This is a genomic window from Paenibacillus sinensis, from assembly GCF_019904155.1.
Lineage (GTDB): Bacteria > Bacillota > Bacilli > Paenibacillales > Paenibacillaceae > Paenibacillus_AQ > Paenibacillus_AQ sinensis.
In genome coordinates this window covers 17,596-42,084 of record NZ_JAHCMB010000020.1, presented here as the reverse complement: position 1 = coordinate 42,084, position 24,489 = coordinate 17,596, and the positions used below count along the sequence as shown (strand labels likewise).

26 protein-coding genes are annotated in these 24,489 nt (G+C 55.4%); 15 read left to right on the top strand and 11 right to left on the bottom strand.

Going from position 1 to position 24,489, the window contains the following annotated elements; genetic code table 11:
- Positions 1-80: 80 nt before the first annotated feature.
- Entirely contained in the window at positions 81-1,406 is a 1,326-nt protein-coding gene (locus tag KIH86_RS01340; RefSeq protein WP_223083273.1) for a nucleoside recognition domain-containing protein, read from the bottom strand.
- A gap of 517 nt (positions 1,407-1,923) precedes the next feature.
- Between KIH86_RS01340 and KIH86_RS01335 the strand changes: the two genes are divergently transcribed.
- Both KIH86_RS01335 and KIH86_RS01330 read left to right on the top strand, forming a co-directional pair.
- The gene (locus KIH86_RS01335) at positions 1,924-2,313 is read left to right on the top strand and encodes a globin domain-containing protein (protein WP_223083272.1); all 390 of its coding nucleotides are present in this window, start codon (positions 1,924-1,926) and stop codon (positions 2,311-2,313) included.
- Positions 2,314-2,319: 6 nt separating this feature from the next.
- Entirely contained in the window at positions 2,320-3,033 is a 714-nt protein-coding gene (locus KIH86_RS01330; RefSeq protein WP_235775208.1) for a DUF2225 domain-containing protein, read from the top strand.
- 112 nt (positions 3,034-3,145) lie between these two features.
- On the opposite strand, the gene KIH86_RS01325 is transcribed toward KIH86_RS01330, so the two are convergent.
- Together KIH86_RS01325 and KIH86_RS01320 are read right to left on the bottom strand one after the other, a co-directional pair.
- On the bottom strand, positions 3,146-3,376 hold the full coding sequence (locus tag KIH86_RS01325) for a hypothetical protein (RefSeq protein ID WP_223083271.1): 231 nt from the start codon (positions 3,374-3,376) through the stop codon (positions 3,146-3,148).
- A complete protein-coding gene (locus KIH86_RS01320; RefSeq protein WP_223083270.1) occupies positions 3,373-3,552 on the bottom strand; it encodes a YycC family protein in 180 nt (59 codons plus the stop codon). The genes KIH86_RS01325 and KIH86_RS01320 overlap by 4 nt, the downstream gene beginning before the upstream one ends.
- 133 nt (positions 3,553-3,685) lie before the next feature.
- On the opposite strand from KIH86_RS01320, the gene KIH86_RS01315 reads away from it, so the two are divergent.
- Complete coding sequence (locus tag KIH86_RS01315; RefSeq protein WP_223083269.1) at positions 3,686-5,488, top strand: M3 family oligoendopeptidase; 1,803 nt, start codon at positions 3,686-3,688, stop codon at positions 5,486-5,488.
- A gap of 321 nt (positions 5,489-5,809) precedes the next feature.
- A complete protein-coding gene (locus tag KIH86_RS01310; protein WP_223083268.1) occupies positions 5,810-6,217 on the top strand; it encodes an O-methyltransferase in 408 nt (135 codons plus the stop codon).
- A gap of 139 nt (positions 6,218-6,356) precedes the next feature.
- Here the strand turns inward: KIH86_RS01310 and KIH86_RS01305 are convergent, their stop codons facing one another.
- Both KIH86_RS01305 and KIH86_RS01300 read right to left on the bottom strand, forming a co-directional pair.
- Positions 6,357-6,596: an alpha/beta-type small acid-soluble spore protein gene (locus KIH86_RS01305; protein WP_223083267.1), complete on the bottom strand. Its 240-nt coding sequence runs from the start codon at positions 6,594-6,596 to the stop codon at positions 6,357-6,359.
- A gap of 187 nt (positions 6,597-6,783) precedes the next feature.
- The gene (locus tag KIH86_RS01300) at positions 6,784-7,785 is read right to left on the bottom strand and encodes an aldose 1-epimerase (RefSeq protein WP_223083266.1); all 1,002 of its coding nucleotides are present in this window, start codon (positions 7,783-7,785) and stop codon (positions 6,784-6,786) included.
- 114 nt (positions 7,786-7,899) lie between these two features.
- Between KIH86_RS01300 and KIH86_RS29775 the strand changes: the two genes are divergently transcribed.
- Together KIH86_RS29775 and trpS are read left to right on the top strand one after the other, a co-directional pair.
- Positions 7,900-8,022, top strand: a complete 123-nt coding sequence (locus KIH86_RS29775) for a hypothetical protein (RefSeq protein ID WP_268964102.1) — start codon at positions 7,900-7,902, stop codon at positions 8,020-8,022.
- Between the two features lie 226 nt (positions 8,023-8,248).
- Positions 8,249-9,247 carry a tryptophan--tRNA ligase gene (trpS, locus tag KIH86_RS01295; RefSeq protein WP_223083265.1) on the top strand — a complete coding sequence of 333 codons (999 nt, stop codon included), beginning with the start codon at positions 8,249-8,251 and terminating at the stop codon, positions 9,245-9,247.
- A 117-nt stretch (positions 9,248-9,364) separates the two neighbouring features.
- Here the strand turns inward: trpS and KIH86_RS29770 are convergent, their stop codons facing one another.
- The 3 genes from KIH86_RS29770 to KIH86_RS01285 form a co-directional block, all read right to left on the bottom strand.
- Positions 9,365-9,490 (bottom strand): hypothetical protein, encoded by a 126-nt coding sequence (locus tag KIH86_RS29770; RefSeq protein WP_268964101.1) that lies wholly within the window; start codon positions 9,488-9,490, stop codon positions 9,365-9,367.
- 51 nt (positions 9,491-9,541) lie between these two features.
- The gene (locus KIH86_RS01290; RefSeq protein ID WP_223083264.1) at positions 9,542-9,709 is read right to left on the bottom strand and encodes a hypothetical protein; all 168 of its coding nucleotides are present in this window, start codon (positions 9,707-9,709) and stop codon (positions 9,542-9,544) included.
- Positions 9,710-9,852: 143 nt separating this feature from the next.
- On the bottom strand, positions 9,853-10,857 hold the full coding sequence (locus tag KIH86_RS01285) for a metal-dependent hydrolase (RefSeq protein ID WP_223083263.1): 1,005 nt from the start codon (positions 10,855-10,857) through the stop codon (positions 9,853-9,855).
- A 259-nt stretch (positions 10,858-11,116) separates the two neighbouring features.
- Between KIH86_RS01285 and cyoE the strand changes: the two genes are divergently transcribed.
- Positions 11,117-12,055 (top strand): heme o synthase, encoded by a 939-nt coding sequence (gene cyoE / locus KIH86_RS01280; protein ID WP_223083262.1) that lies wholly within the window; start codon positions 11,117-11,119, stop codon positions 12,053-12,055.
- Positions 12,056-12,253: 198 nt separating this feature from the next.
- Here the strand turns inward: cyoE and KIH86_RS01275 are convergent, their stop codons facing one another.
- From KIH86_RS01275 to KIH86_RS01265, 3 genes are all read right to left on the bottom strand, one after another.
- Entirely contained in the window at positions 12,254-12,601 is a 348-nt protein-coding gene (locus tag KIH86_RS01275) for a DNA primase (protein ID WP_223083261.1), read from the bottom strand.
- Between the two features lie 247 nt (positions 12,602-12,848).
- On the bottom strand, positions 12,849-12,980 hold the full coding sequence (locus KIH86_RS29380) for a sporulation protein YjcZ (protein ID WP_235775207.1): 132 nt from the start codon (positions 12,978-12,980) through the stop codon (positions 12,849-12,851).
- A 139-nt stretch (positions 12,981-13,119) separates the two neighbouring features.
- The gene (locus KIH86_RS01265) at positions 13,120-14,394 is read right to left on the bottom strand and encodes an MFS transporter (protein WP_223083260.1); all 1,275 of its coding nucleotides are present in this window, start codon (positions 14,392-14,394) and stop codon (positions 13,120-13,122) included.
- 291 nt (positions 14,395-14,685) lie between these two features.
- On the opposite strand from KIH86_RS01265, the gene KIH86_RS01260 reads away from it, so the two are divergent.
- From KIH86_RS01260 to KIH86_RS01225, 8 genes are all read left to right on the top strand, one after another.
- On the top strand, positions 14,686-15,126 hold the full coding sequence (locus KIH86_RS01260; RefSeq protein ID WP_223083259.1) for a hypothetical protein: 441 nt from the start codon (positions 14,686-14,688) through the stop codon (positions 15,124-15,126).
- A 31-nt stretch (positions 15,127-15,157) separates the two neighbouring features.
- Positions 15,158-16,300: a transglutaminase domain-containing protein gene (locus KIH86_RS01255; protein ID WP_223083258.1), complete on the top strand. Its 1,143-nt coding sequence runs from the start codon at positions 15,158-15,160 to the stop codon at positions 16,298-16,300.
- Between the two features lie 348 nt (positions 16,301-16,648).
- Complete coding sequence (locus KIH86_RS01250) at positions 16,649-18,742, top strand: peptidoglycan D,D-transpeptidase FtsI family protein (protein WP_223083303.1); 2,094 nt, start codon at positions 16,649-16,651, stop codon at positions 18,740-18,742.
- A 54-nt stretch (positions 18,743-18,796) separates the two neighbouring features.
- Positions 18,797-20,923, top strand: coding sequence for a peptidoglycan D,D-transpeptidase FtsI family protein (locus KIH86_RS01245; protein ID WP_407672223.1), 2,127 nt, complete (start codon positions 18,797-18,799; stop codon positions 20,921-20,923).
- Positions 20,924-20,993: 70 nt separating this feature from the next.
- Positions 20,994-21,755, top strand: coding sequence for a Cof-type HAD-IIB family hydrolase (locus KIH86_RS01240; RefSeq protein WP_223083257.1), 762 nt, complete (start codon positions 20,994-20,996; stop codon positions 21,753-21,755).
- 57 nt (positions 21,756-21,812) lie between these two features.
- Entirely contained in the window at positions 21,813-22,298 is a 486-nt protein-coding gene (locus tag KIH86_RS01235) for a DUF456 domain-containing protein (RefSeq protein WP_223083256.1), read from the top strand.
- A gap of 26 nt (positions 22,299-22,324) precedes the next feature.
- Entirely contained in the window at positions 22,325-23,950 is a 1,626-nt protein-coding gene (locus KIH86_RS01230) for a putative polysaccharide biosynthesis protein (RefSeq protein WP_223083255.1), read from the top strand.
- 151 nt (positions 23,951-24,101) lie between these two features.
- Positions 24,102-24,446 carry a thioredoxin family protein gene (locus KIH86_RS01225; RefSeq protein WP_223083254.1) on the top strand — a complete coding sequence of 115 codons (345 nt, stop codon included), beginning with the start codon at positions 24,102-24,104 and terminating at the stop codon, positions 24,444-24,446.
- The last annotated feature ends 43 nt before the right edge of the window (positions 24,447-24,489 follow it).

Below are 24,489 nucleotides of genomic sequence, written 5' to 3'. Positions count from 1 at the left end.
CCGGAACACAATGTTTAACGAAGTGAAAGGCTAAAGGAATCGCGGTCTTTCGGGACATATAGCATGAAATCGCATGGGAATTATTTCTCTTTGTGCAAACGGCCGATCCGGCTGATGGCGGCAGCTGCCAGCGAGAGCAGCAGCATTACCCCCAGCATCGATCCGAGTAGGGCCAATCCGGAAGGAATAGACGAGACCGGACGGCCTTCCGCAAGCGGAGCCAGAACGGGAGCCGATCCCATCATCGGTCGCCATAGCACAAGTGCAAGCAGTGCCGACAGCACGGCATGAATCAGCCTGGCGACCATAAACGGCGCATACCGGAGGCCGGTGCCGTTCCAGATGCTGGCGACCTGGGCGTGGACCGACAGCCCGCCCCAGGAGAGGATAAAGGCGGCTGCAGCAGCCTTATAAGGGAGTGCCGCGGCTGCGCTTCCGGCCGCCTTGACGCCGACGGTGACCTCGAAGAAGCCGCTCGTCAGCGCTTCGGTCAGGCCGGCCGGAAATCCGGCGACGGTGAGCACATGTCCGGCTGCCGAGAGAAGAAGGCTTAGAATACCCGCCCGTTCCAGCAGCTCCATCAGCATGGTGAAGAATACAACCAGGCCTCCTACGACCATAATAAGGCGCAGGGAAGATTCGACCGCGCCCTTCAGCAGCTCGCCCAGCGTTCGCCCGTCTCGCCGGCGGGCTTCGTACATGGATGAGAGGGCCGTCTGTAGCCGCGTCCTGGCTGACATACGTACGTCCGCTTCAAGCGACAGCTTATCCGGCGCTCCCGACTGCTCTCCGGCCAGGTCCGTTTGTGGACCCGGATGATCCGTGTCTATAGGTCCAGGGCGCGCAGGCTCAACCGGACGCATCCTGTCAGCACCGGCCCACCGGCGCTCCTCCTTCCTGCCATAAAAGGACAAGAGGAGTCCCAGAATCAGCCCGCTTCCATAGTGGGACAGTGCCAGATATGGTCCCAGAGCGGCGTTGTGGAAGAAGCCGACCGATACGGCGCCGAGCAGAAAGATGGGGTCCGACGAGGTCGTGAAGGCCACCAGGCGTTCCCCCTCGATCCGGGTAAGCTGTCCCTGTTCGCGAAGCTTGGCGGTGAGGCGCGCTCCGACCGGATAGCCGGATACATAGCCCATCGCCATGACGAAGCCTCCGCAGCCGGGAATGCGGAACAACGGACGCATAAGCGGATCAAGCAGCGCACCGAACAGATGCACAATGCCGAAGCCCAGCATGAGCTCGGACAGCACGAAGAACGGAAAGAGCGAAGGGAACAGCACGTCCCACCAGACGGCGAGTCCCCGCAGGGCCGCGTCCAGCGAAGCTTCCGGGTACAGCAGGATGAGAAGCATGCAGCCCGCCAGCCCGGCAATCAGCAGGGGGGCGCCGATTTTTTTGATCATGGGTACTTGGCCTCCGTTTGTTTAGTTATGTTGTATGCCGTAAATGGGACAATCAGCACAAAAACTTAAAGAAAGCGTTTGCAAAATATAGTGCAATTTGCTTTGGTTTGTGATAATATGAAAATTAACAAATGAACCAAACCAAATGTATATTGGGGAGTGATGATGATGAGCGTAGTTGCCGGTCTTCTTGTGTGCGCTTTTGTTTATGTCATCCGAGCCTCCCTCGTCTCTCCTGGTGATGAGGATTGGCGGACCTATTAATATGCTGCAGACGCTAAACAATCGTTTAGCGTCTTTTTTGTGTTCAGTATGTTAGAAGCCTTTTTGTGGGCAAAATAAGAAAAATGTCCGTTTCCGGCCAGGTGTCCATTCTTCGGAATGTTACTTTAGCCCCACGGACCGAAAGTTGGGTACTTTTTCCGACATTTCATGTTTTATTGATGTCTTTCGGTCCTAAATTTGGTATAATCAATAGGCCGATACTATTATATTCGGTGAAAGGTTGGCATTTTCCATGAACCCGCATCAGACATTATATGAGAATTTAGGCGGAGCGGAAGGACTGCGCAGGCTTGTTGAGGTATTCTACAGCAAAGTTCAGGCACATCCTCAGCTTGGCCCGTTGTTCCCGGCCGATATCGCCCCGGTTATGGACAAGCAATATCTTTTCCTGACGCAATTCTTCGGAGGGCCTTCCCTCTACTCCGATCAGCATGGCCACCCGATGATGAGAGCCCGCCATATGCATGTGCCGATCTCGCCGGAGAAGGCGGAGGATTGGCTCGGATGCATGGATGAGGCTTTAAGAGAAGTCGGGACGGAGGAAGAGCTCCGGACCTTCGTGATCGGGCGGCTAGCGGGCCCGGCCCGTCATTTTGTCAACACACCCCCGGAAAGGCAGTGAAGTGTGATGGACGCCACGACAATGAATCAGACTGTCGCCCTGGAACCCCTGTATTCGATTAAAGTGAAGTGCTGCAACTGCGAGGAGGAATTCATGACCTCCCGGGTACGGCCGAGTCTTAAGAGAGCAGTCCGGCGCGACGCCGATTTCTGCTCCTATTACCAGAATGAGAATCCCGATTACTATGTGGTCCGTGTCTGTCCGCACTGCGGCTTCGCTTCCACGGAGAATTCGGTGGAGAGACTCACCGACTGGCAGCGCAAGACATTCATGATGCAGATCGGCAGCCGCTGGGAGACCCGAAGCTTTGAAGGCAAGAGAAGCTGGAGCGAAGCGCTGGAGACCTACAAGCTGGCTCTGCTCTGCGCCCAGGCCATCCAGGACAAGGAGCGGCTGATCGCAAGCCTGCTGCATCATATCGCCTGGATGTACCGTTATAACGGCGATAAGGCGCAAGAGCTCCGCTTTCTGAAGCATAGTCTCGACAGCTACATCAACGTCTTTCAGCACGAAGGCATATCGGGAAGCGACGCCCGGCTGATGTTCCTGATCGGCGAGCTGAACCGCCGCACCGGCCAGTTTAACGAAGCCGTCAAGTGGTTCTCGCGGATCGTCAACGATCGCCAGATCGTGGATGCCGCAATGATCCGCGCTGCCCGTGAGCAGTGGGGAGTTATCCGGGAGCAGATGCAAGGCCAGGAACCGGGTCCTGTTGCCTGACATATTAAGATGTTCAGGTCTGTCCTGATTTTATATATCACAAAAAAAGAAACAGAAAAAGAAACAGACGCCGTTCTTCGGGACGGTGTCTGTTTCTGTTGGCGGTACAGCGTTAACGAACCGTGCGGTCAAACAACAGATAATCGTCATCGCTGTCGATTACGACGGGTCTTTCGCTGCAGCACGGAAAGACCAGCAGCTTCTTCTTGCCTTCCCTGACACTCTTCAGCTCCTTGAGCTTCATGGGAAGCAGCACGTTCTCGGCGCCGCAGAATGGGCAGGTCTGCACATACATATCTCCAAGAATAATATCGTAAGGCCAGGCGCGGTTGAACGGAATCATGCTTCGTTCTTGCCTTCCCCGTCCGGTGAATCGCCTTCACCGGCATTCTTCTTGGCGAGCTCGGCGATCTTCTGCATCAGGATATGCTGCGGCATATGCATTAAATGCTCCAGAGGGACACCCAGCTGCTTCGATAGCGCCAATGCCGTTTCCGGCGAAATTTGAAGTGGCCGCATTGTAATTGTCCTCCCAATCGTTTTAAATGATAAGCGTGTAATCCACTTTACCATGTAGCGCGAAGCATTACAAAGCAAACGTGGAATGCTATGATTAAAGCATACAACAACTATAAAGGATGGGTGTTGACCGATGAAACAACCGCTTTCCCTGACCTGGGAACTGGATTCTCTCTTTGCAGGAGGCTCCGCCTCTTCCGAATTTGCAGCTTTTCTCTCCGAACTGGATGGAGATATCGGCAAGCTGGCCGAGCAGGTAAAGGCGGCCCATGCTCCGCAGGATGCGGAAGCCAGCAAAGCGCTTGACGGGATCATAGAGCTGCTTCAGAGCTGTACCGGCCGTCTGATTCAAGCCTCGGAATTTGCAGGCTGCCTGGGCGCCCAGAACCAGCAGGACAAGGGTGCTGTCCGTCTGTCCGGGACGGTTGCCGGATTGAGCGCCCGGTTCCAGGGAGTATCTTCCGCGTTCGAGAACGTGCTGCGCCAGACAGAAGATGAGGTGTGGGCGCAGTGGATGGCCCGTGCAGAGATTGCGCCGCTGTCCTTTGTTCTCAGTGAGAGCCGGGACCAGGCACGCGAGAAGCTGAGTCCGGAGCTGGAGAGCCTGGCGCTGGACCTTGCCGTTGACGGCTACCATGGCTGGAGCGAGCATTACGAGACAATTGTCAGCTCTATTGCCATTCCATACACAGATGAAGACGGTGAAGAGAAGATGCTGTCGGCCGGCCAGGCGTTCAACAAGCTGCATGACAATGACAACAAGGCGCGGAAGGATATGTTCGCCAAATGGGAAAAAGCGTGGGGGGAAGTGGCCGACTATTGCGCCGACACGCTCAATCATCTGGCCGGCTTCCGTCTGAAGCTGTACGGCGCCCGGGGATGGGACAGCATATTAAAGGAACCGCTGATGATCAACCGCATGACGGCGGAATCCCTCGATATGATGTGGGAGACGATCGGCAAGAATAAGCCGGCGCTTCAGGCCTATCTGAAGCGCAAGGCGAAGCTGCTCGGCGTCGAAAGCCTTAGCTGGGAGGATGTTGAAGCGCCGATCGCCCGTTCGTCGGAGAAAATCCCTTACGACACCGCGGCGAAGGAAATTGTCGCCCAATTCGGCAAATTCAGTCCCAAGATGGCGGCCTTCGCCGAGCGCGCCTTCAACAATGATTGGATCGAAGCGGAAGACCGTCCGGGCAAGCGTCCGGGAGGGTTCTGCGTCTCGTTCCCGATGAGCAAGGAATCGCGGATCTTCATGACATACAGCGGCACGCCGTCCAATGTGGCGACACTGGCGCATGAGCTGGGGCATGCGTATCATTCGTACCTGCTTGACGACCAGCCGCTGCTGAACCAGAACTACGCCATGAATGTGGCGGAGACGGCTTCTACCTTCGCTGAGGTCATCGTGGCCGATGCCCAGGTCAAAGCCGCAGGCAGTGACGAGGAGAAGCTGGCGCTGCTGGAGGAGAAAATCCAGAACAGCGTGGCCTTCTTCATGAACATTCATGCCCGGTTCCTCTTCGAGACGGCCTACTACGAGAAGCGTAAAGCCGGACTTGTCAGCGCGGAGGAGCTGAACGCTCTGATGGTCGATGCGCAGAAAGAAGCGTTCGGCGGCATTCTGTCCGGCTACCATCCGCATTTCTGGGCGGCGAAGCTGCATTTTTATATCACGGACGTGCCATTCTACAACTTCCCGTACACGGTGGGCTATATGTTCAGCACCGGTTTGTACCGCCTGGCCCTCCAGGAAGGACCTTCCTTTGCGGACAAATACGACGCGCTGCTGCGTGATACCGGAGTTATGACACTGGAAGAGCTTGTTCGCAAGCATTTGGGAGTGGATTTGACCCAGCCGGATTTCTGGCAAGGTGCCGCCGATCTCATTCTCGAGGATATCGACACCTTCCTCAAGATGACGGAACATTTGGACTAGGGAATCTTTCGCAATCTATACACAGATGTGAACCGAACAGACATTCCAGTCGGCAAATGCACGCAAGAAAGCTAAACCTCGAGGTGTAAGTACGAATGGGCTCACGCCGATCTTAGGTCGGCGCGGGTCTTTTTTTATGGATCTATGTCGAAAAACACGCTTCAGTAGTGAGAAACTTGTTAGAAAATAAAGAAAAATGCGCATTTATAGGAATAATAACCCAATTATGTTGGAAATTGTTGTGGTGCATAAGTTAATCCCCTATAATGAGCCTTAAGCCTTATATGGTGAAGCTGTATAACTAGTTCAAGGAGGATGAGTATGCTGAAGATGGAGCAATTGTCTCTCGCGAGGCAATTGGATTTGGTGTTTAGAGAGCTTCGGGAGGAGCTTTCGGGGGTGACCTCAGGCATTCTGTTTGTGCAAATACGAAATGATTTGGTGGGCAAATTCGGTATTCGGCATAATCCGCTGACAGGACGGAGCGGGACATTTATGGAGAAGGAGGAAGGATTGACGGCTGAACAGCAGGCCTCCTTTCGCCTAATGGCTCTGGAGAGCCTGAAATTCAAGCGGCGCTGGACACACGGCGAAATCAGTTATGAATTCGCTGTCAAACAGGGAATTATAATGGTCGATGCAGTGCTGGAATCCAATTATAATATGGCCAATCTAATGATCCGGTATCCGAGAAGCGCGGGTGCCGATGCCGACCATAACTGCGGCTAAAGAACTCATGCTTGAAGTGACCGGGAGAAACCGGCTGAACCTGCAACGCTCCTTCGTATTCAACAGATGACCAAGCTCCAAAAAGCCCCCGCGCTTCCTTGGGAAGCGGGAGGGCTTAGGTTAAGCGATATACGATGGATTACAGTGTCGAACGACCGGAGAGCTGCTGCTCAGCCAGTTGTACAAGACGCTTGGTGATATAACCTCCCAGAGAACCGGTTTCGCGGGAAGTATAGTTACCATAGTAACCGTCCTGAGGGATGGTTACGCCAAGCTCCTGAGCGGCTTCATATTTCAGCTGCTGCAGAGCTGCATTGGCTTGAGGAACGACCAGGTTGTTGGAACGGTTGCGACTTTGGCTTTGACCTGCTTGACCCATGTTTGTCACCTCCTTCGTCCTTGGTAGAGATAGTATGACCCGAAGAGGAGATATCATGCACAGATTCACAGAGGACGAGGATGGGAATTCATGTCAAGGAGGGAGCGTGCGGCAGCGGTTACACACCTGTTAATACAAACAAGCGGCCGGAATTCCGGACCGCTCGTCAAGTTAAGCTTAAGCTCTATCAGGCTTCTTGGGTTTCGGGAGCCTCGGACTCGGGATAGATCATCTCGATCCAGGTCGCAAGCTCGAGCGTCTCACCCGGATTCAGGGTGAGAAGACCGGTAAACTCCGGTCCTCCCGGTACGTTCGGCGCGTCCGGAAGCCAAGTGTAGGGCTCTACGCACAGAAACTGATCGGCAGTACCTTTCGTGTAGAGCACCCAATGACGGAAGTAATTTTCGTCCGCTCCGTATTTCAATCCATATCCGTCATCCCTCAGCACAAGCGCTTCTACCGGCCGCTTCTCTCCGATCCGGAGGGGAGTGTCAAAGTTGGTTCCTTCCAGATTCATTCCCTCGTTCAGCGCCGCAAGCGGGCCGAGAGGCAGAACCTTGCCGCTTGGAAGCAGCTGATCATTCTGCTCGTAGACTCCCTCTACCGGAACCTTGACGCTCCAACGCTGCGGTTCTCCGTCAATCATGAACCAGGTATGATAGCCGATTCCAAAGGGGATGCTCCGCTCATGGCCGAGATGGGTCACCTTCAACGTCTGGCGAAGCGAGGAATCCTGCAGGTGGAACGTCATCTCGAACTTGAGTTCTACCGGAAGCTGCTCCATCCAGTGCGGATCGTTCTGGCTGCAGAACTCTGTCGTTACGGCACATCCGTCCTCTTCTTCCTGAATATCGCTGACGATCCATGACTGCGTACGGTGAAGACCGTGAATGTGATTGTCATTGGCAGTATTCTGGTCGAACTGGTAATTCGCTCCCTGGAACTCAAAGCGTCCTTTGGCGATACGTCCCGGCGGAATGAGGAGCGGAATGCCGAAGTGATAAGGCTTCTGCAAGTAGAAATCCAGATCTGCCTCTTCCGGGCTGCGCAGAATATCCCGTCCTTCCCTAATATCCCGGAGGGAGATAATGTTGTTCCCCAGCTTGGGCAGCAGCGTGACTTCCAAATCGCGGCTGTGCAAAATGTAGGTGTCATAACCGCACCATTGCCCTTTGGTCACCTGTTTCATGATCCATGCTCCTTTGTCGTACACTTAATTGCAACCGCAAACACATATCCCTATCATAACAGATTTACGAAAGATGGGGTTAACGATTTGACAAACTTACCTTCCGGCTCTATGATGAACTCAGTTCAAGATGTTGTCAATGCGATGATGGGGACAAGTAAGCGGAAGATGCGGGGCTGCAGAAAGCCGGTGGATGATGCGAACCGGACGATGGCTTCCGACCGAATGGACCCCTGAGCGCCGAGCTCGAACGGGAGAATCCTCCCCAGTAGACCGGCCGGGCCTTTCCCGTTACAGAAAGTCTTTAAGGATGGCTGCAGCTGTAATAATCCGTTTCCGGATGGAAGCGGGAAGACTGCGCCTTCGAATAAGGGTGGCACCACGGTCTCACGTCCCTTGCGGAGTGAGGCCTTTTTGCGTTCCTGTTAACAGGTCAGATATTAAGAAAACGGAGGGTCTTGTTATGAAAAAGATAATGTCCGGCATTCAACCCAGCGGTACGCTGACGCTCGGCAACTATATCGGCGCGATCAAAAATTACGTCAAGCTTCAAGATGAGCTTCAGCATGACCACGAATTCTTCTTTGTGGTCGTCGATCTGCACGCGGTCACCGTTCCCCAGGAGCCGGCCAGTCTGCGCGAGCGGTCCGAGGCAGTCGCTGCGCTGTTCATCGCGGCGGGCATCGATCCCGCCCGCTCCAATGTGTATCTGCAGTCGCATGTACCCCAGCATGCCGAGCTGGGCTGGTTGATGACCACGCTCACCTCTATGGGCGAGCTTGAGCGAATGACGCAGTTCAAGGACAAATCGACCGGGAAAGATACGGTCGGAGCCGGCCTGTTCGTCTATCCGGCCCTGATGGCGGCCGATATTCTCGTATACAACGCGGACCTGGTGCCTGTCGGTGAAGACCAGAAGCAGCATCTCGAGCTGACCCGCGATCTGGCGGGGCGTTTCAACAGCCGCTTCGGCGAATTCTTCACGATCCCCGAGCCTTATATCCCCAAAGTGGGTGCGCGTATCATGTCGCTTGACGATGCCAGCAAGAAGATGAGCAAGAGCAACCCGAACGCCGGCAGCTATATTGCGCTGCTGGACCCGCCGGATGTCATTCGCAAGAAGATCAGCCGGGCGACAACCGACTCGGGCCGCGAGGTTGTGTATGATCCTGCGAACAAGCCGGAAGTCAGCAATCTGATGAGTATTTACTCTGAATGCTCCGGTCTGTCGCTGGAGGAAATTGCGAACCGCTACGAGGGACAAATGTACGGGGGCTTCAAGAAGGATCTGGCTGAAGTGGTGGTAAGCTCCCTGGAGCCGCTGCAGAAGCGGTATCAGGACATTCGCAGCTCCGGCGCGATTATCGACATCCTTGCTTCGGGTGCAGAGCGCGCCCGCGAGGTGGCAGCTGTCACTCTGGCGGGCGTCAAGGAACGGATGGGATTCCTCCCTACCCGCTGATAGCTGATCGCCGCACAGGCTTGCCAGAAGCATCGGATGTCCGGTGAAACGGTGCGGGTCATCCGCACCGCATTGGTCGGGGAAGGGGGTCCAGCGTATGCCTGGCGGGGAACGCCGCTATTGGTCTGGTGGAGCGATCCGGCGCATGCCTGGCGAGGAACGTCCTGAATCGGCCAGGCCGAGACTTTCCGGCATAAGTGCCGAGAATCCGCCAGGGCATGTGGCAACCATCTCGTCCGGCATGTGCTGCCGCTCTCTTCCGGCAGAGGCTTTCCCGTACCGCCCGAACAGACGTTACTCTTGCCGGGTGCGCGCCTTGACAATGAAGCCAAGGCCGATATTGAGAATGCAGAGCAATCCAAGGAGCAGGGCGATCCAAACCCGGTAGGTAAGGGCAATGGACGCCGCCGCCAGCAATAATATAGAAGACAGAGCAAACCATAATGAAAGTCCCTTGCTCATACAACCGCTCCTTGTCCCGGGCGAAGACTGATGCCAAAGGCATTCGGCCTTCGCCCGGATATAATGAAGCCCCGCAGCTTGACGGGGGACTGACCCAGTCCCCTCCCCAACGGCTGCGGGGCTTTTTTGCAATCACAGCTTATTTATACTTTAATCGATCCAGGCTCGATTGCAAAGCGTTCGTCAAGCTTCTCGCTGCTCAGCCAGCCGACATAGGTCTGCAGGGCCCGGTATTCGTGGTCCATGACGATGACAGCGACGAACGGAAACTGCTTCCGGTGCAAATAACGGACGTCTCCCCAGCGTACAATATACCCTGAAGGCAGCTCCTCGACCTCGGCGACGGCGTATGATGTGAAATACAAGAACGCCTGTATATCCGGATGCTCCTTGGAATGCTCCACGGCGGGATGTGTCGAACTGGCCGCATTCTTGAACCATTCGAGGCGCCCGCCTGTCAGCTGGCCGATGCAGTAGGTGCCGTCCATTTTCTTCTTGACGACGTTCCAGCGACGGGGGGTTATGGTTGGTATCGCCATATATTGTTCGCCGGGATCATGCCGGATGTCCTTGTGCTTGAGGCTTCGTGTAATACGGGCATGGACGACGGTGCGCCAGATATAATACACGGCGATCATGCTGTACAAGGTGACGAAGAGCGGTGCGGGAGGGATCATCCCTGTAATCCAGAGCGCAATCGCGGCAAGATGGGTTCCAAAAATAAAGGGATCAAAGATGTGGATAATGTTCCATGCTATCCAGCGTTCGGTCAGCGGCCGCGCCGCCTGGGTTCCATACGTGTTGAACAGATCGCTAAAGACATGAACGGCTACCGCGATGAAGCTCCAGAGCGCCAGATGGCCGATCGTCCCTGTATCATGCAAGCCAAACAGGGGGCTGAGTACAAGGGTAATCAAAGCGGGCCACAGCGCAAGAAAAGGAAGGGAGTGGGTAACTCCGCGATGATTTCGGATGTAGAGCGCATTGCCCTTGAGCCGGAGGACGGTATCGGCATCAGGCGCCTGTGAGCCGATGACGGTGGCCAACATGACGGCGCCCGCCAGCATTGGCTGGGAGGCGACGGCGGGATCGACGAAAGAAAGGCCGGCAAGCCCGAAACCCATTACAAAGTGTGTTGCGGTATCCATAGACCTGGTCTCCTTTGCACAGAAGTACTCTATTAATAACTACCCATTTCTTTAGCTTAATATTTACACCTTAAAAAAACATTTAATGTCACGTAATTGTCAAATTGATGAACAAGTTGATCGTTCTCTGTCCAAAAATTTTTCGGTTTGATATGATAAAGTTAACAGCGGGATGATGAAACTGTAATTTTAAATTTGAGGAACGAGCTTGCAGCTCCATTTCGTTAATGAATGAACATGAAGGAGGACCTGGACTTATATGGATAATAATTGGAGATACCAAGCCACATCCGATACCGCGACAGTATCCGCCAAGCTCCCGCCTGAATCAGGGCGCGCTACCTGGCGGGATTTTGTTACCGTAACGAAACCGGGGATCATTCGATCCAATCTGATTGCGGCGTTCGCGGGCTACTGGGTGGCATCGGGCTGGAGCGTTGAGTACGGCAGACTCGTGTTGATGCTGCTCGGCACCATGCTGGTCATGGCTTCGGCCTGCGTATTCAACAACTATTTTGACCGCGATCTCGACATGAAAATGGAACGGACGAAGAAGCGCGGTCTGCCGACGGGCCGCCTTAAGCCGAATACAGTGCTTGTGTACGGTGTCGCCCTCGGAGTGTTCGGGCTGGCTGCTCTGTTTCTTTTCTCGGGAGTGCTGGCAGGGGTCTTCGGCATCGTGGGGATGTTCGTCTACGTGGTCGTCTACACGCTGTGGCTGAAGCGCACATCCACCTGGAGCACCTCGGTCGGTGCCATCTCCGGAGCAATGCCGCCGGTTATCGGCTATGTTGCCGTTACGGGCACTGTCGATCTTGGCGCCTGGCTGCTGTTCGCCATGCTGTTCCTGTGGCAGCCGCCTCATTTCTGGGCTCTCGGCATTCGCCGCAAGGAAGAGTACCGGAATGCGGGCTTCCCGCTTCTTCCGGTCGTGAAGGGAACGCATCGCACCAAGCTGCAGATGATCCCTTACGTCGCGCTGCTGGTTCCCGTGTCGGTTCTGCTCTACACGTACAACTATGCCGGCATTTATTTTTTGATTGTATCGGCGGGGCTGTCCGCTGCCTGGCTGTTCTTGACGCTGAAAGGACTATGGGCAAAAGATGACGACGCCTGGGCGAAGCAGAATTTCTTCTTCTCGATCAATTATTTGACCCTCAGTCTGATCGCCCTTGTACTGAACACGATTCACATATAAAAAAGAAGGAGCTTGTGCGCATCCATCGGCACGGACTTGGCAGCTTCTTGCGCCTGACCCGTCTTGACGGGTTACATGGCGGTGAGGCAACGGCTTCCAGGTCCGGACAGCTGCCGGTTATCAGGAGGCGCAGCTTGCAAAAATGAAACAGCCTGCCCGCGAATGGCGGGCTTTTTGTCATTTTCATGTTCTGCCCGGTTAGTAAGGGAGCGGCTCCGGATAAATGATATATTCCTCAAGCCCTGCCTTTTCGAGCTGGCTGATATTATATTCGTCCGGCGTGCCTTCGACCCCGGCATATCCCCGGCGGGTATAAATATGCTCAGCATCGGGGAAGGCGTCGCGAAGCACGCCGCGGATTTTTTTGCCCGAGCTGTCATTGTCCATGTAGAGATACAACTCACATCCGCTGACTTGCTTGCGAAGCGTCTCCAGCTTCTCGGTGTTAAGGGTCCCAAAGGTGCAGAAGATGTCGACTTCGGGCCTCAGCAGGCGTCTCAGGCGGCTACGGTCGTTCTTGCCTTCGACAATAATGGCGATTGACATGGAAGCCTCACCTCCGTTTTCTTGTTTTAATATTACCTGACGCCTGGCGTTTTTAACAGAATTGCGAAGGTTTATGTAATCATTCCCCGGGAAATGCCGGACAAGCCGTTTGTAAAACAAGCTCGGAAAGTGGGGCTGTTCACGGGAAAGTTCTTCATATACATGGCATAAGGACAGGCAATTGGCGTAAAAAAACATCCGGTCGCCAGTGCGAGCCGGATGCTTCGGTTTGGGTTAGACTGTGGAACTACACCCAGAACGTTCTGAGGATGATGACCAGCAGGATGTACAGAACGAGGATGGTAGCGGTGGAAGTACCCAATCCGCATACCGGAGCGGCAGCTACCGGAGCAACCTGAGGACAGCAGGGATTCGTCATTGCAATTCAACTCCCTTTCTAGGTGGATTGAAGGATTACAGTGTAGTATATGTCAATCCACCCAGCGGGTTTGTGCCCTTGCCTAAACTTGAGAGCGGGGACGGGTCTGGTTTTTTCGCCGATGCCCGGGGGCTTGCGGCTACGCCGTCCGGCCGTTCAGATCGGGACTGGCCGTGGAGAGCTGTCCGGCATTCGGACGGGGCAGCAGCAGCAGGGCTGTCATCAGCAGCAGAAAGCCGATGAAGTACGGCGACACCGCGTAGCGGAGCTGACCGGCGGCGACGGGGCCGGCAAAGGCGCCGAGCGAGGTGGCGATGGACTGCAGCGAGAAGGTGCGTCCGAGCCGCCCGGGCCCGCTGATGCCGATGAACAGCGAGGCGATCGCCGGGAAGAGCACGCCTTTGGCCGTGCCCAGCAGGAAGAGCACCGCCGCCGGAGGAACGGCGGGTACGGCGGCGAGCGCGAAGAAGCAGAGCGCCATGCCGAGCAGCGCAGCGCCGATTCGCGGGATCGGCGGCAGCTGGTTCAGAAACAGCATGCTCAAGGTAACGAGCGCGCCCAGGCTGAGCAGCGACAGCAAGATGCCGGTCGACATGATGCCGCCGTTGCCTTTGGCTGTCTGGGAGAGCGGCAGCTCGAAGAAGAGCACGCCCTGGGCACAGGCGACGAAGAAGGGGAGCAGAAAATAACGCAATGAGATCGGCCGCCGGGCGCCATGAGACTCGGCGGGATCTGCATTTGCCGGATAGGCGCTTCCGGCTTCGGCTGATCCGGCCTTCGAATGCGGGATGCCTTCGTCCGTGAAGCCATTCTGCTCCGCAAGAGAGCCGCCTTCTCCAGCACTCAAGACGCCGGCTGGCTTCGGCTTCGGGACCCGGGGCAGGCTGAAGTAGGCCATAACTCCTGTGGCGATCAGCAGCCAGCCCAGTGACATGAAAGTACCCGAGAAGCCGGCCTTCGCCACGATGAATGCGCCCGCGGCCGGCGACAGGACGGAGGCCAGGGTATGCACGATGCCCTGGCCGGACATGTATTTGCCCTGCTTCACGCTATCGCGCGACAGGGAGGCGAGCAGGGACAGGCAGGCCGGGGACAGGAACGCGAGCGCGAAGCCGCTGGCCGCTCTGAAGAGCAGCAAATGCCAGGGCAACTGGGCATAGGCTTGCAGAAGAAGGACGGCCCCCGCCGCCACAAGACTGCCGATGATGAACCGGCGGCTTCCCTTGCGGTCGATGAGGACGCCGGCCAGCAGGTTGCCGGGGAGATGGGTCAGGGAATACATGCCCATCATCCAGCCGATGAAGGCCGGGCCTGCGCCGAGCGACACCGCAAAGGGTGTCAGGATGGGGTACTGCGCATGCAAATCGAAGTACGCGAGAAACAGAAACAAATACAGCCAAAGCGCGGTCTTCACAGGCCGTTCACCTCCGTATAAGGCCGCCCTCCGAGGGGGCGGAACATCGATGGCTTGCCGCCGGATGATTACATTTCGGGCATTTCAGCCGCTTCCCCGGCGGACAACCGATACTTGTACTTTACGTAAAGGGAGCGGGGTGTAGAACCCCCGTTAAACCTTACAATGTTGTCATCCGCTGGATTCATGAATTATGCCCGCTCATCATGTATAATAATGATAACCTTGGGATTCCCGCTTCTCATGCGGAAGTCTCCTGGCATTCAGGTACAGGAGCGTGTTGCTGGATTGATGAATACGGAAGTGTGGTCACAGTTTTTTCGGGAAAATTGGCTTATCATCATCATCGCGCTTGTTCTGCTGTTCGCTGTTGTCAATTTGGTCAAAACGGTATTGAAATGGGCGATTGCCATCATCATTATCGCCGGGTTGTTCATCTACAGCGGAGTTACGATAGATCAAATCGGCAATGCTGTTGATAAAGTGAAGAATGAAGCGGTCGGGACGCTGCAGACCGAAGCCAAGGACGTCATGCTCAAGGAAGCGCAGGAGGCTGTTTATACCTCCGACGGCAGCGGCGGATACACAATCAAGACGCCGAACCTGGAGGTCAAGGGGAAGGCCGGCGAGGACAAGGCCAGCGTTACGTTCCGGGGCGTCAGCCTGGGACAGTGGAGCGTGAACGGTACGCTCAAGAGCTTCATTGAAGAAGCGCGCAAAGCCGGAAAATAGGCGATGGCGATAGAGAGCGCAGGAGGGAATTATGTGGAATGAATGGCTGCAGAGCCTGCGGGATGCCAATCTCATCACGTTGGCATTGCTGCTCGTTCTGCTGATTTCAATAGTGCAAGGATGGGCCAGAGGTTTCTCCCTGTCAGCCGGAAGGCTGTTCGGACTGCTCGGCTCAAGCCTGCTTACGCTGGTGTCGCTCATACTGGCCGCCGCGGCCGCGGTTTACGCGTCGCCGCGCGTTCAGGCATGGGCCGAGGGCGTATCCGCCCCGGCGGGTGAGCTGAAGCAGTGGCAGCAGATGTACTATACGGCTGTTTCCGCGCTGGCGGGACTGCCGCTGCTGCGGTTCCTGCTTCTGCTGCTGATCGGGTACAGCGTGATCCGGCTTCTGGCGGGTCTGCTTCTTCTGTTCCTGCCGCTGCCCTCTGTCTTTGGACGGAGGTCTGACAGACGGAAGGTATCGGCAGGGAGCAGGCTGGGCGGAGCGGGCGTCGGACTGTTCATCGGAGCTGTACGGTGTCTGCTGCTGATCATAGCGCTGTATGTGGGAACAGGACTGAGCCCCGGGAGCGGGGTCTCCCGCTATATCGAGGCTTCGCCGGTGTACCGGCAGGGCGTGGAGAAGCTGATCGAGCCGGTGGCCGGTTCGGCGGTTCAGGACAAGCTGCCGGTATTCACTGAGGCGGTCACTGCCGAGATGAACGACATCCTAAGGCGCAAGTACGAGATCATCGACCGCGATATTTCGGGCAATATCAGCGAGGCCGCGGCGAACGTTGCCGGCAGCGGCAAGAACGCTGAAGAGAAGGCGCGGCTTCTATACGACTGGGTCGGAACCCGGGTTTCGTACGATTACGCCAAGGCGGAGAATTATGAACGGAACCGGATATGGAAGGAGCAGACGCCGCAGGAGACGTTCGATACCCGCCTCGGCGTCTGTATCGATTATGCGCGGCTGTACGCCGTGATGGCCCGGTCGCAGGGACTTCAGGTCAGAGTTGTGACCGGCAGAGGCTATGACGGGCGGGGTGGCTATGGGCCTCATGCCTGGAATGAGGTCTATCTGCCTGAGAGCGGAACCTGGATTCCTCTGGATTCCACCTGGGCGAAGAGCGGAGACTGGTTCAATCCGCCTGATTTTGCTTCCACCCATGTCAAGGAAAGCGTACTCTAGTCCCTTTCGTCAGGTTGAGGTTGATTCGCTGTGTTTGACGCCGTTGTATCATTCACAGTGATCGGGCGGAGATCGGAAGGGGCATTACCTGAGCTTTTTATTCATGGCAGTCCGCCGCATTAGTGAGGCTTCCTTGGCATGTGGTACAATGGATAGGTCTTTTTGAGATTCGGCATTGCCTGATTCGAATATAAACGCTGATGGTGCAAGAAATAGACAGACTGCATCATTCCGATTCATTTATTTGGGTTTGAAATCACTCCATATATATAGTTGCAAAATGCTTGGATCAAGTGACAATGCCGGACTTATTCGTACATTTGAATTAAAGGAGAGAGAGAAGTGAGCATGTTTCGCAAGAAGGGCGCGGATTCAGAGGAGAGCGGCGGCAAAAATACATTGACCCTGCGGATCAACGTGTTCTTCTTCAGCACCTTTATCATCTTCTGCGTCATCATTATCCGCCTGGCGGTGCTGCAGTTCGTGGAGGGGCCGACGCTGACCGAGGTGGAGACGAGTCGGGATACCAAAGAGGTGCCGCTTGCCGCGATGCGCGGCTCCATTCTGGCGGCCGGGGGCGAGAAGATCGCGTACTCTACGCCTGTTCAGTCGCTGTACATCACGCTGACGAAGGAATACACGGCAAAGGTCACGGACAAGACGACGGGCAAGACGGATTTCACGCCGGAAGCGAAGGCAAGGGTCGATGAGTTGGCCGTCAATCTGGTTAAAAAATTCAATGAATTGGGGGACCCCGGCGAAGAGAAGCTGACCGTTCAGCAGGTTAAGGATGCCTTCGATCTGGGATTCCGGAAGTACAACGGGTATACACCGCGCCGCATCAAGGTGGGTCTGTCAACGAAGGAAGTCGCCTATTTCATGGAGCACCGGAGCGAATATCCGGGTCTGGAAGTGGTGGAAGAGAACGAGCGGCATTATGACAAGGATACGGTTGCCGCCCAGACTGTCGGCTATATGAAGCTCTTCAAGAACTCCAACAGTCTGGACATCTACAAGAACATTTTGAATGCGATGAAGAAGACGAATCCGGAGCCGGGCCTGATGTACAAGGATGACGAATATGTCGGCTTTGACGGTCTGGAACGCCAGTATCAGCGCGAGCTTCGCGGCCAGAATGGCTATCAGGTCGTATCGGTCGATCCGCAGAACATGGCGGAGAAGGTGGAGAAGGTCGTTCCGCCTGTCAAAGGGAATGACATCTGGATGACGATCGACAAGAGCGTCCAGCTCAAGACGGAGCAGGCGATTACGGATCAGCTGAAATGGCTGCACACCCATCCTGTTCAGGGCAAGACGCATCCTTATGCCCAGACTGGCTATGCCGTGGCGATGGAAGTGGATACGGGGAATATCGTGGCCATGGCCAGTATGCCGGACTATGATACGAACAAATGGATTGACGGCAGCATTATGGATATATGGGACAAAATTTCGACCAACTATCAAAATGGTACCATCACTCCGTATTCATCCGGCCGTTCCGGACATGATTTCAGTTCGACTGTGCTGATGGGGTCCACGATCAAACCGCTCAGTGTACTGCTTGGGCTGAATGAAGGACTGTTCTCCACTAATGACTGGTATCAGGACAAAGGGATTACCTACTTCGGCAAGGCCGGACACGAGACATCGGTCCGTAATGCATCAGGCCATGTATACGGGGGGATGGACCCTGCACTGGCTATTCAGCATTCCTCCAACGTCTTCATGGTGGATATGGTCGGCAAAAGGCTGTACAACAAATACCAGTCTAAAGGCATCGACGTCTGGGATAAGTATATGAAGGAATTCGGCCTCGGGGTTTCGACCGGAGTGGATCTGCCCAACGAGTTCAAAGGCCAGATCAACTACACGAACATCAAGGCGACAGGCAGTGCGCAGGCCTCGCTGGTGTATGCTTCTTTCGGCCAGCAGGGTGCGTATACGACCCTTCAACTGGCACAGTATGTGTCCATGCTGGCAAATAAAGGCGAACGCGTTAAGCCGAATCTGGTCAGCAAAATAACGGATTCGGAAGGAAAAGTCGTCCAGACGTTCGGCCGCGAGGTGCTGAATACTGTCAAGATGGATGATTCATACTGGAATGAGGTTAAAAAGGGCATGAACAGTGACGTTGACGCCTTCTCCGATTTCCCTTATGATTTTGCGCGGAAGACAGGTACTTCGCAGCAGACGTATTACAATAAGGATACGAAGAGTTCCACCAATCTGGATAACGGCGTATTCATCGCCTATGCGCCGCGGAATAACCCGAAGCTGGCGGTGGCCGTTATTATCCCTGAAGGGGGATTTGGTTCGAACAGTGCCGCGCCGGTGGCGCGCAAGATTTTTGACGCTTATGATTGGGAGTATGGACTGGACGGTGTGCCGAAGAAGAGTCTACAGCAGAATCCGAACGCATCAGCCACACCTGCGCAGTAAAGGGTACGATTAACAAGTAGGGCGGTTTGGGTTAACTTCGAAGGAGGGAGCCAAGTGAGCCTGTTGGGCAAGCAAGGCGCGAATTCGGAGGAGAACGTCGGTAAGAACACCATGCCCCTTCGCATCAATATGTTCTTCTTCAGCACTTTTGCTATTTTCTGCATCATTATTATCCGTCTGGCCGTATTGCAATTTGTGGAGGGGCCGACGCTGACCGAGGTGGAGACGAGCCGGGACAGCAAGCAGGTGCCGCTTGCCGCGACACGCGGCTCAATCCTGGCAGCCGGAGGCGAGAAGATCGCATACTCCACGCCAGTCCAGTCGCTGTACATCACGCTGACGAAGGAATACACGACGAAAGTGACGGACAAGACGACGGGCAAGACGGATTTCACGCCGGAAGCGAAGGCGAAAATCAATGCGCTGGCCGTGGATCTCGTCGAAAAATTCAATAAATTCGGAGACCCCGGCGAAGAGAAGCTGACCGTTCAGCAGGTTAAGGATGCCTTCGATTTGGGATTCCGGAAGTACAATGGGTATACACCGCGACGCATCAAGCTGAACCTGTCAACGAAGGAAGTCGCCTACTTCATGGAGCATCGGAGCGAGTATCCGGGTCTGGAGGTGGTGGAAGAAAATGACCGCCACTATGATAAGGAGACAGTTGCGGTACAGACGGTCGGCTACATGAAGCTCTTCAAGAATTCCGGGAGCTTGGACATTTACGAGAACATTTTGAACGCGATGAAGAAGAAAAATCCGGAGCCGGGCCTGATGTACAAGGATGACGAGTATGTCGGCTTCGACGGCCTGGAGCGCCAATATCAGCGCGAGCTTCGCGGCCAGAACGGCTATCAGGTCGTATCGGTCGATCCGCAGAACATGGCGGAGAAGGTGGAGAAGGTCGTTCCGCCAGTCAAAGGCAATGATATCTGGATGACGATCAACAAGGATGTCCAGCTCAAGACGGAGCAGGCGATTACGGATCAGCTGAAATGGCTGCATACCCATCCCGTTCAGGGCAAGACACATCCTTACGCCCAAACCGGCTATGCCGTGGCGATGGAGGTGGACACCGGGAATATTGTGGCGATGGCCAGCATGCCGGATTATGACACGAACGCCTGGCTTAACGGCACGATCATGAATATCTGGGACGATATTCAATTGAACAATCAGAATGGTGCGATCAACCCGCTCATATCCGGACAATCCGGCCACGGCTTCAGCTCAGCCGTATGGATGGGTTCGACGGTCAAGCCGCTCAGTGTGCTGATCGGACTTAACGAAGGATTGTTCACAACCGGATATTATTACCAGGACAAAGGAATCGCCTATTTCGGTAAAGCTGGTCATGAGACCTCAGTCCGCAACTCGTCGGGCCATGTCTACGGCGGCATGTATCCTTACCAGGCCATCGAGCATTCCTCAAATGTCTTTATGGTCGATATGGTAGGGAACAAGCTGTACAAGAAGTACGGTTCCGAAGGTGTGAATATATGGGATAAATATATGAAGGAATTCGGACTCGGCGTGTTCACCGGTGTTGATCTGCCGGGAGAGCACCGAGGGGTGATCAACTATAAAAAGGAAGCAGCGGCTACCAGCCCTCAATCTGCTCTCGTATATGCATCCTTCGGACAACAGGGCGCTTATACAGCGTTGCAGCTGGCACAGTATACTTCGACACTAGCCAATAAAGGCGAACGCATCAAGCCGCATCTGGTCAGCAAAATTACCGATCCGACAGGTAAGACAGTGAAGACGTTCAGCCGTGAGGTACTGAATACCGTCAAGATGGACGATTCCTATTGGAACGAAATCAAGCGGGGAATGAACAGTAAAGTCGATGCTTTCTCCGATTTTCCTTACGATTTCGCGCGTAAGACGGGGACCTCGCAGCAGGACTATAACGACAAGGACGGCAAGCATACCGTGGACAACGGCGTGTTCATCGCCTATGCGCCGCGCAACAATCCGAAGCTGGCGGTGGCCGTTATTATCCCCGAAGGGGGATTCGGCTCGAACAGTGCCGCCCCGGTGGCGCGGAAGATTTTTGACGCGTATGATTGGGAGTATGGACTGGGCGGTGTGCCGAAGAAAAGTCTCCAGCAGAATCCGAACGCCGCGGACGGTGGCCAGACTGCCGATCCAGCCGAAAAATCCGCAACAAATCAGTAGCCGAAGATGTTGGTAAAGGACAAGATAGAGAATAGAGGATAGGAACAATACAAAAAATGGAGGGATGGCAATGACCGCCAAATACCGCCTGCTTGCCCTGGATATGGATGGAACCTTGCTGAATGATGAGGAGAAGATTACCCCGGAGACGATAAAATGGATTCATCGGGCGGTGGACGCGGGCGTGTATGTCTGCCTGTCGACCGGGCGTGCTTTCCGCTCCGCGTATCCGTACGCCGAGCAGCTTGGATTGAAAACGCCGCTCGTGACCGTCAATGGCAGCGAGGTGTGGCGTGCGCCGCATGAGCTGTACCGCCGCTCTCTGATGGACCCGGAGCTGATCAAGCAAATGCATGCCATCGCGATGGAATACGGCATCTGGTACTGGGCTTACTCGGTGGATGCCGTGTATAACAAGAACAGCTGGGACGGCAATATCGACGGCCGGGAGTGGCTGAAGTTCGGTTATCATACGGAGGACGATGAGATCCGGCATCAGGTGCTGCTGAAACTTCAGAATATGGGGGGACTGGAAATCACCAATTCCTCGCCTTTTAATCTGGAGATCAATCCGCTGGGCGTCAACAAGGCGTCCGGAATCCGTGAAGTCTGCGGTCTACTCGGCATCACGATGGAGGATGTCGTCGCGGTGGGGGACAGCCTCAATGACCTGGCTGTCATTCAGCAGGTCGGCTTCGGCGTCGCTATGGGCAATGCCCAGGAGACGGTCAAGCAGGAGGCCGATGCGGTTACTACAAGCAATAACGAAGACGGCATTGCCAAGGTGATCCGCCGCTTCATTCTGCAGGACGAAGCGGAGATTACAGGCTAGCACTAGGCATAACGTATTTAAGCGGTCCGCCAAGCAATCATTACTGGAGGGATATCCTTGACAATCCTCGGATGGATTTTGATCATTGCCCTGTTCGCGGTCGGCCTGGCCGGAGCCGTCTACCCGATTCTGCCGGGAGCTCTGGCGATTTATCTGGGCTTCTTCGTCTATGGCTGGTTCTTCGGCTTCGCGCCGTTCGGTCCCTGGTTCTGGATTATCCAGACCCTGATCGTGGTGGTGCTCTTTGTCGCCGATTATGTCGTAGGAGCGTGGGGCGTCAAGAAATTCGGCGGCTCGCGCGCTTCGGTGATCGGCAGCACGATCGGCCTGATTGCCGGACCGTTCGTGATTCCGGCATTCGGCCTCATTATCGGCCCGCTGCTCGGCGCATTTATCGGCGAAATGATCGCAGGCGCAGATCCCGGCAAATCGTTCAAGGTGAGCCTGGGCTCGCTGCTCGGCCTGTTCACCAGCACCGTGGTCAAGGTGATTCTTCAGGTCACTATGGTCGTCCTCTTCTTCATCTGGATTGGCCGATATTAATTTCAACGTAAAGTAGGGGAACAAGGTTGTCGAAGAAGGACTCTTTTGTCAAAGGCACGATTATTCTCGCGGCCGCCGCTTTGGTGGCTCGTGTGCTCGGTATTTTTCAGCGGGTGCCGCTGGAGCATCTGTTCAACGATGTGGGGGATGCGGCGTTCTCCCAGGCCAATAACGTCTACCTGATGCTGCTGACGCTCGCTACGGCGGGCATTCCCAGCACGCTCAGCAAAATGGTCTCCGAGCGGTACGCTCTGAACCGTCCCGATGAAGCGCGGCAGATTTACCGGGCCGCGCTTATTTTCGGCGCCGTCGTCGGGGTCATCATCAGCGTGGTACTGTACATAACCGCACCGCTCTTTGCGAAGCATGCGGGCGTACCGGAGAGCACGCTGGCAATCCGGGCAATCGCCCCGGCGCTGCTGCTGTTCCCGTCCATTGCGATGATGCGCGGTTATTCGCAGGGGCGCAATAATATGATGGCGAACGGGATGTCGCAGATCGTGGAGCAGATCGCCCGGGTGCTGACCGCCATTCTGCTGGCCTTCGTACTGTTCCATCAGGGTTACAGCAACTCGGTTATGGCGGCGGGCGCATCGTTCGGCAGCGTATTCGGCTCTGTCGGCGCGTTCGCCATTATGCTGTATGCCGCCATCCGGCTGCATCGGGAAGACAAGGCGTCGGGATTGTACGCCGCCCAGGGCGAGCGGCTGCCGCTGCTGCGCATTTATAAGGATATCTTTAGTCTGTCGATTCCGATTATTCTGTCCTCGATGACGATTCAGGCCGTCTATTTCATCGACTCCTCGCTGATTGTTCCCCTGCTTAGCGGACAGGTAGGGAATGTCGAGGCGACCCGTCTGCTGGGGATACTCGGGCAGAAGGCGCAGAGCATCGCGGGCATTCCGCCCGTGCTGGCGATCGCGCTCAGCACCTCGCTGATCCCGGTCATCTCGGCCGCCTATGCGCGCCGGGACGAGGCGCATCTGAAGCGCCAGATTACGCTGGCGATGCGGATCGCCATCCTGACCGGCACGCCGATCGTGCTGTCGCTGGTGGTTGCGGCCTACTCGGTCAACGGCCTGCTGTTCAGCTCTCCGTCCGGCAGCGGGATGATCGCGCTGCTGACGCTCGGTACGATTTTTCAAATTACGATGACGACCTCGAACTCGATTCTTCTCGGCATGGGCAAATCCCGGATTTCCATGTTCTATGTGCTGGCCGGGATTGTGGTGAAGCTGGCGGCGAGCTTGCTGCTTAGCCGGTTCATGGGCATTTACGGCATCATTATCGCTACTGCACTGTGTTTCATCGTCATTACCGCGCTCAATCTGCGGCTGCTGCGGACGATCGTGCCGTTTCAGATTATGGGCAAACGCTGGGGCGGCTATCTGGTCGCCGTGTTGGTGTCCGCCGCTGTAGGCTACGGCCTGAATCAGGCGGGAATCCATCTGGCAGGTCTTCTGCCCGACCGTGTGGCGTATTTGATCGCATGCCTGCTAGCCGGCGCCAGCGTCGTCGTTCTGTATCTGGTTGTGCTGATCATCTCCGGTGTCCTGAGCGCGGCCGAGCTGTCCAGCTATCCGCGGCCTGTCCGCAAGCTGCTGAACCCGCTGATGAAGCTGCAGCCCGCACGCATGCGGGAGAAGGAATAGGACCTTTGCTCCAGGATTTGACTTCGCGTGCGCATTTTGCTTCACTTAGAGAGGAAGCAGAATTACTGTGAAATGAGCATTTTGCATAATCCATGGTGATTTCAAGCCAACAATAGCAATATGCTGAACTTAAGAAGGGACGGTGCAAGGGATGGATAAAATCAGCTCTCCCGCTGAGTTTCAGACGGCGATCGAGTCGCCGGGATTGACAGTGGCGGTCTTCAAGGCGGACTGGTGCGGGGATTGCAAATTCATCGATCCGTTCATGCCGGACGTTGAAGAGAAGTACAAGGACAAGCTGAAGCTTGTCGAAGTGGACGTAGATGCGGTAGGAGAAGTAAGCCAGCAGCAGAATATCCTCGGCATTCCGAGCTTTGTCGCTTATGCGGACGGACAAGAATTGGTCCGGTTCGTCAACAAGCTTCGCAAGTCGAGACAGGAAATCGAGGATTTCCTCGACCGGGCTGATCAGGTGCACCGCACTATTCAGAAATAACCGCCATTCGCCGCTTTCGCCGGGTTCCCGAGGAAAGCGGCGA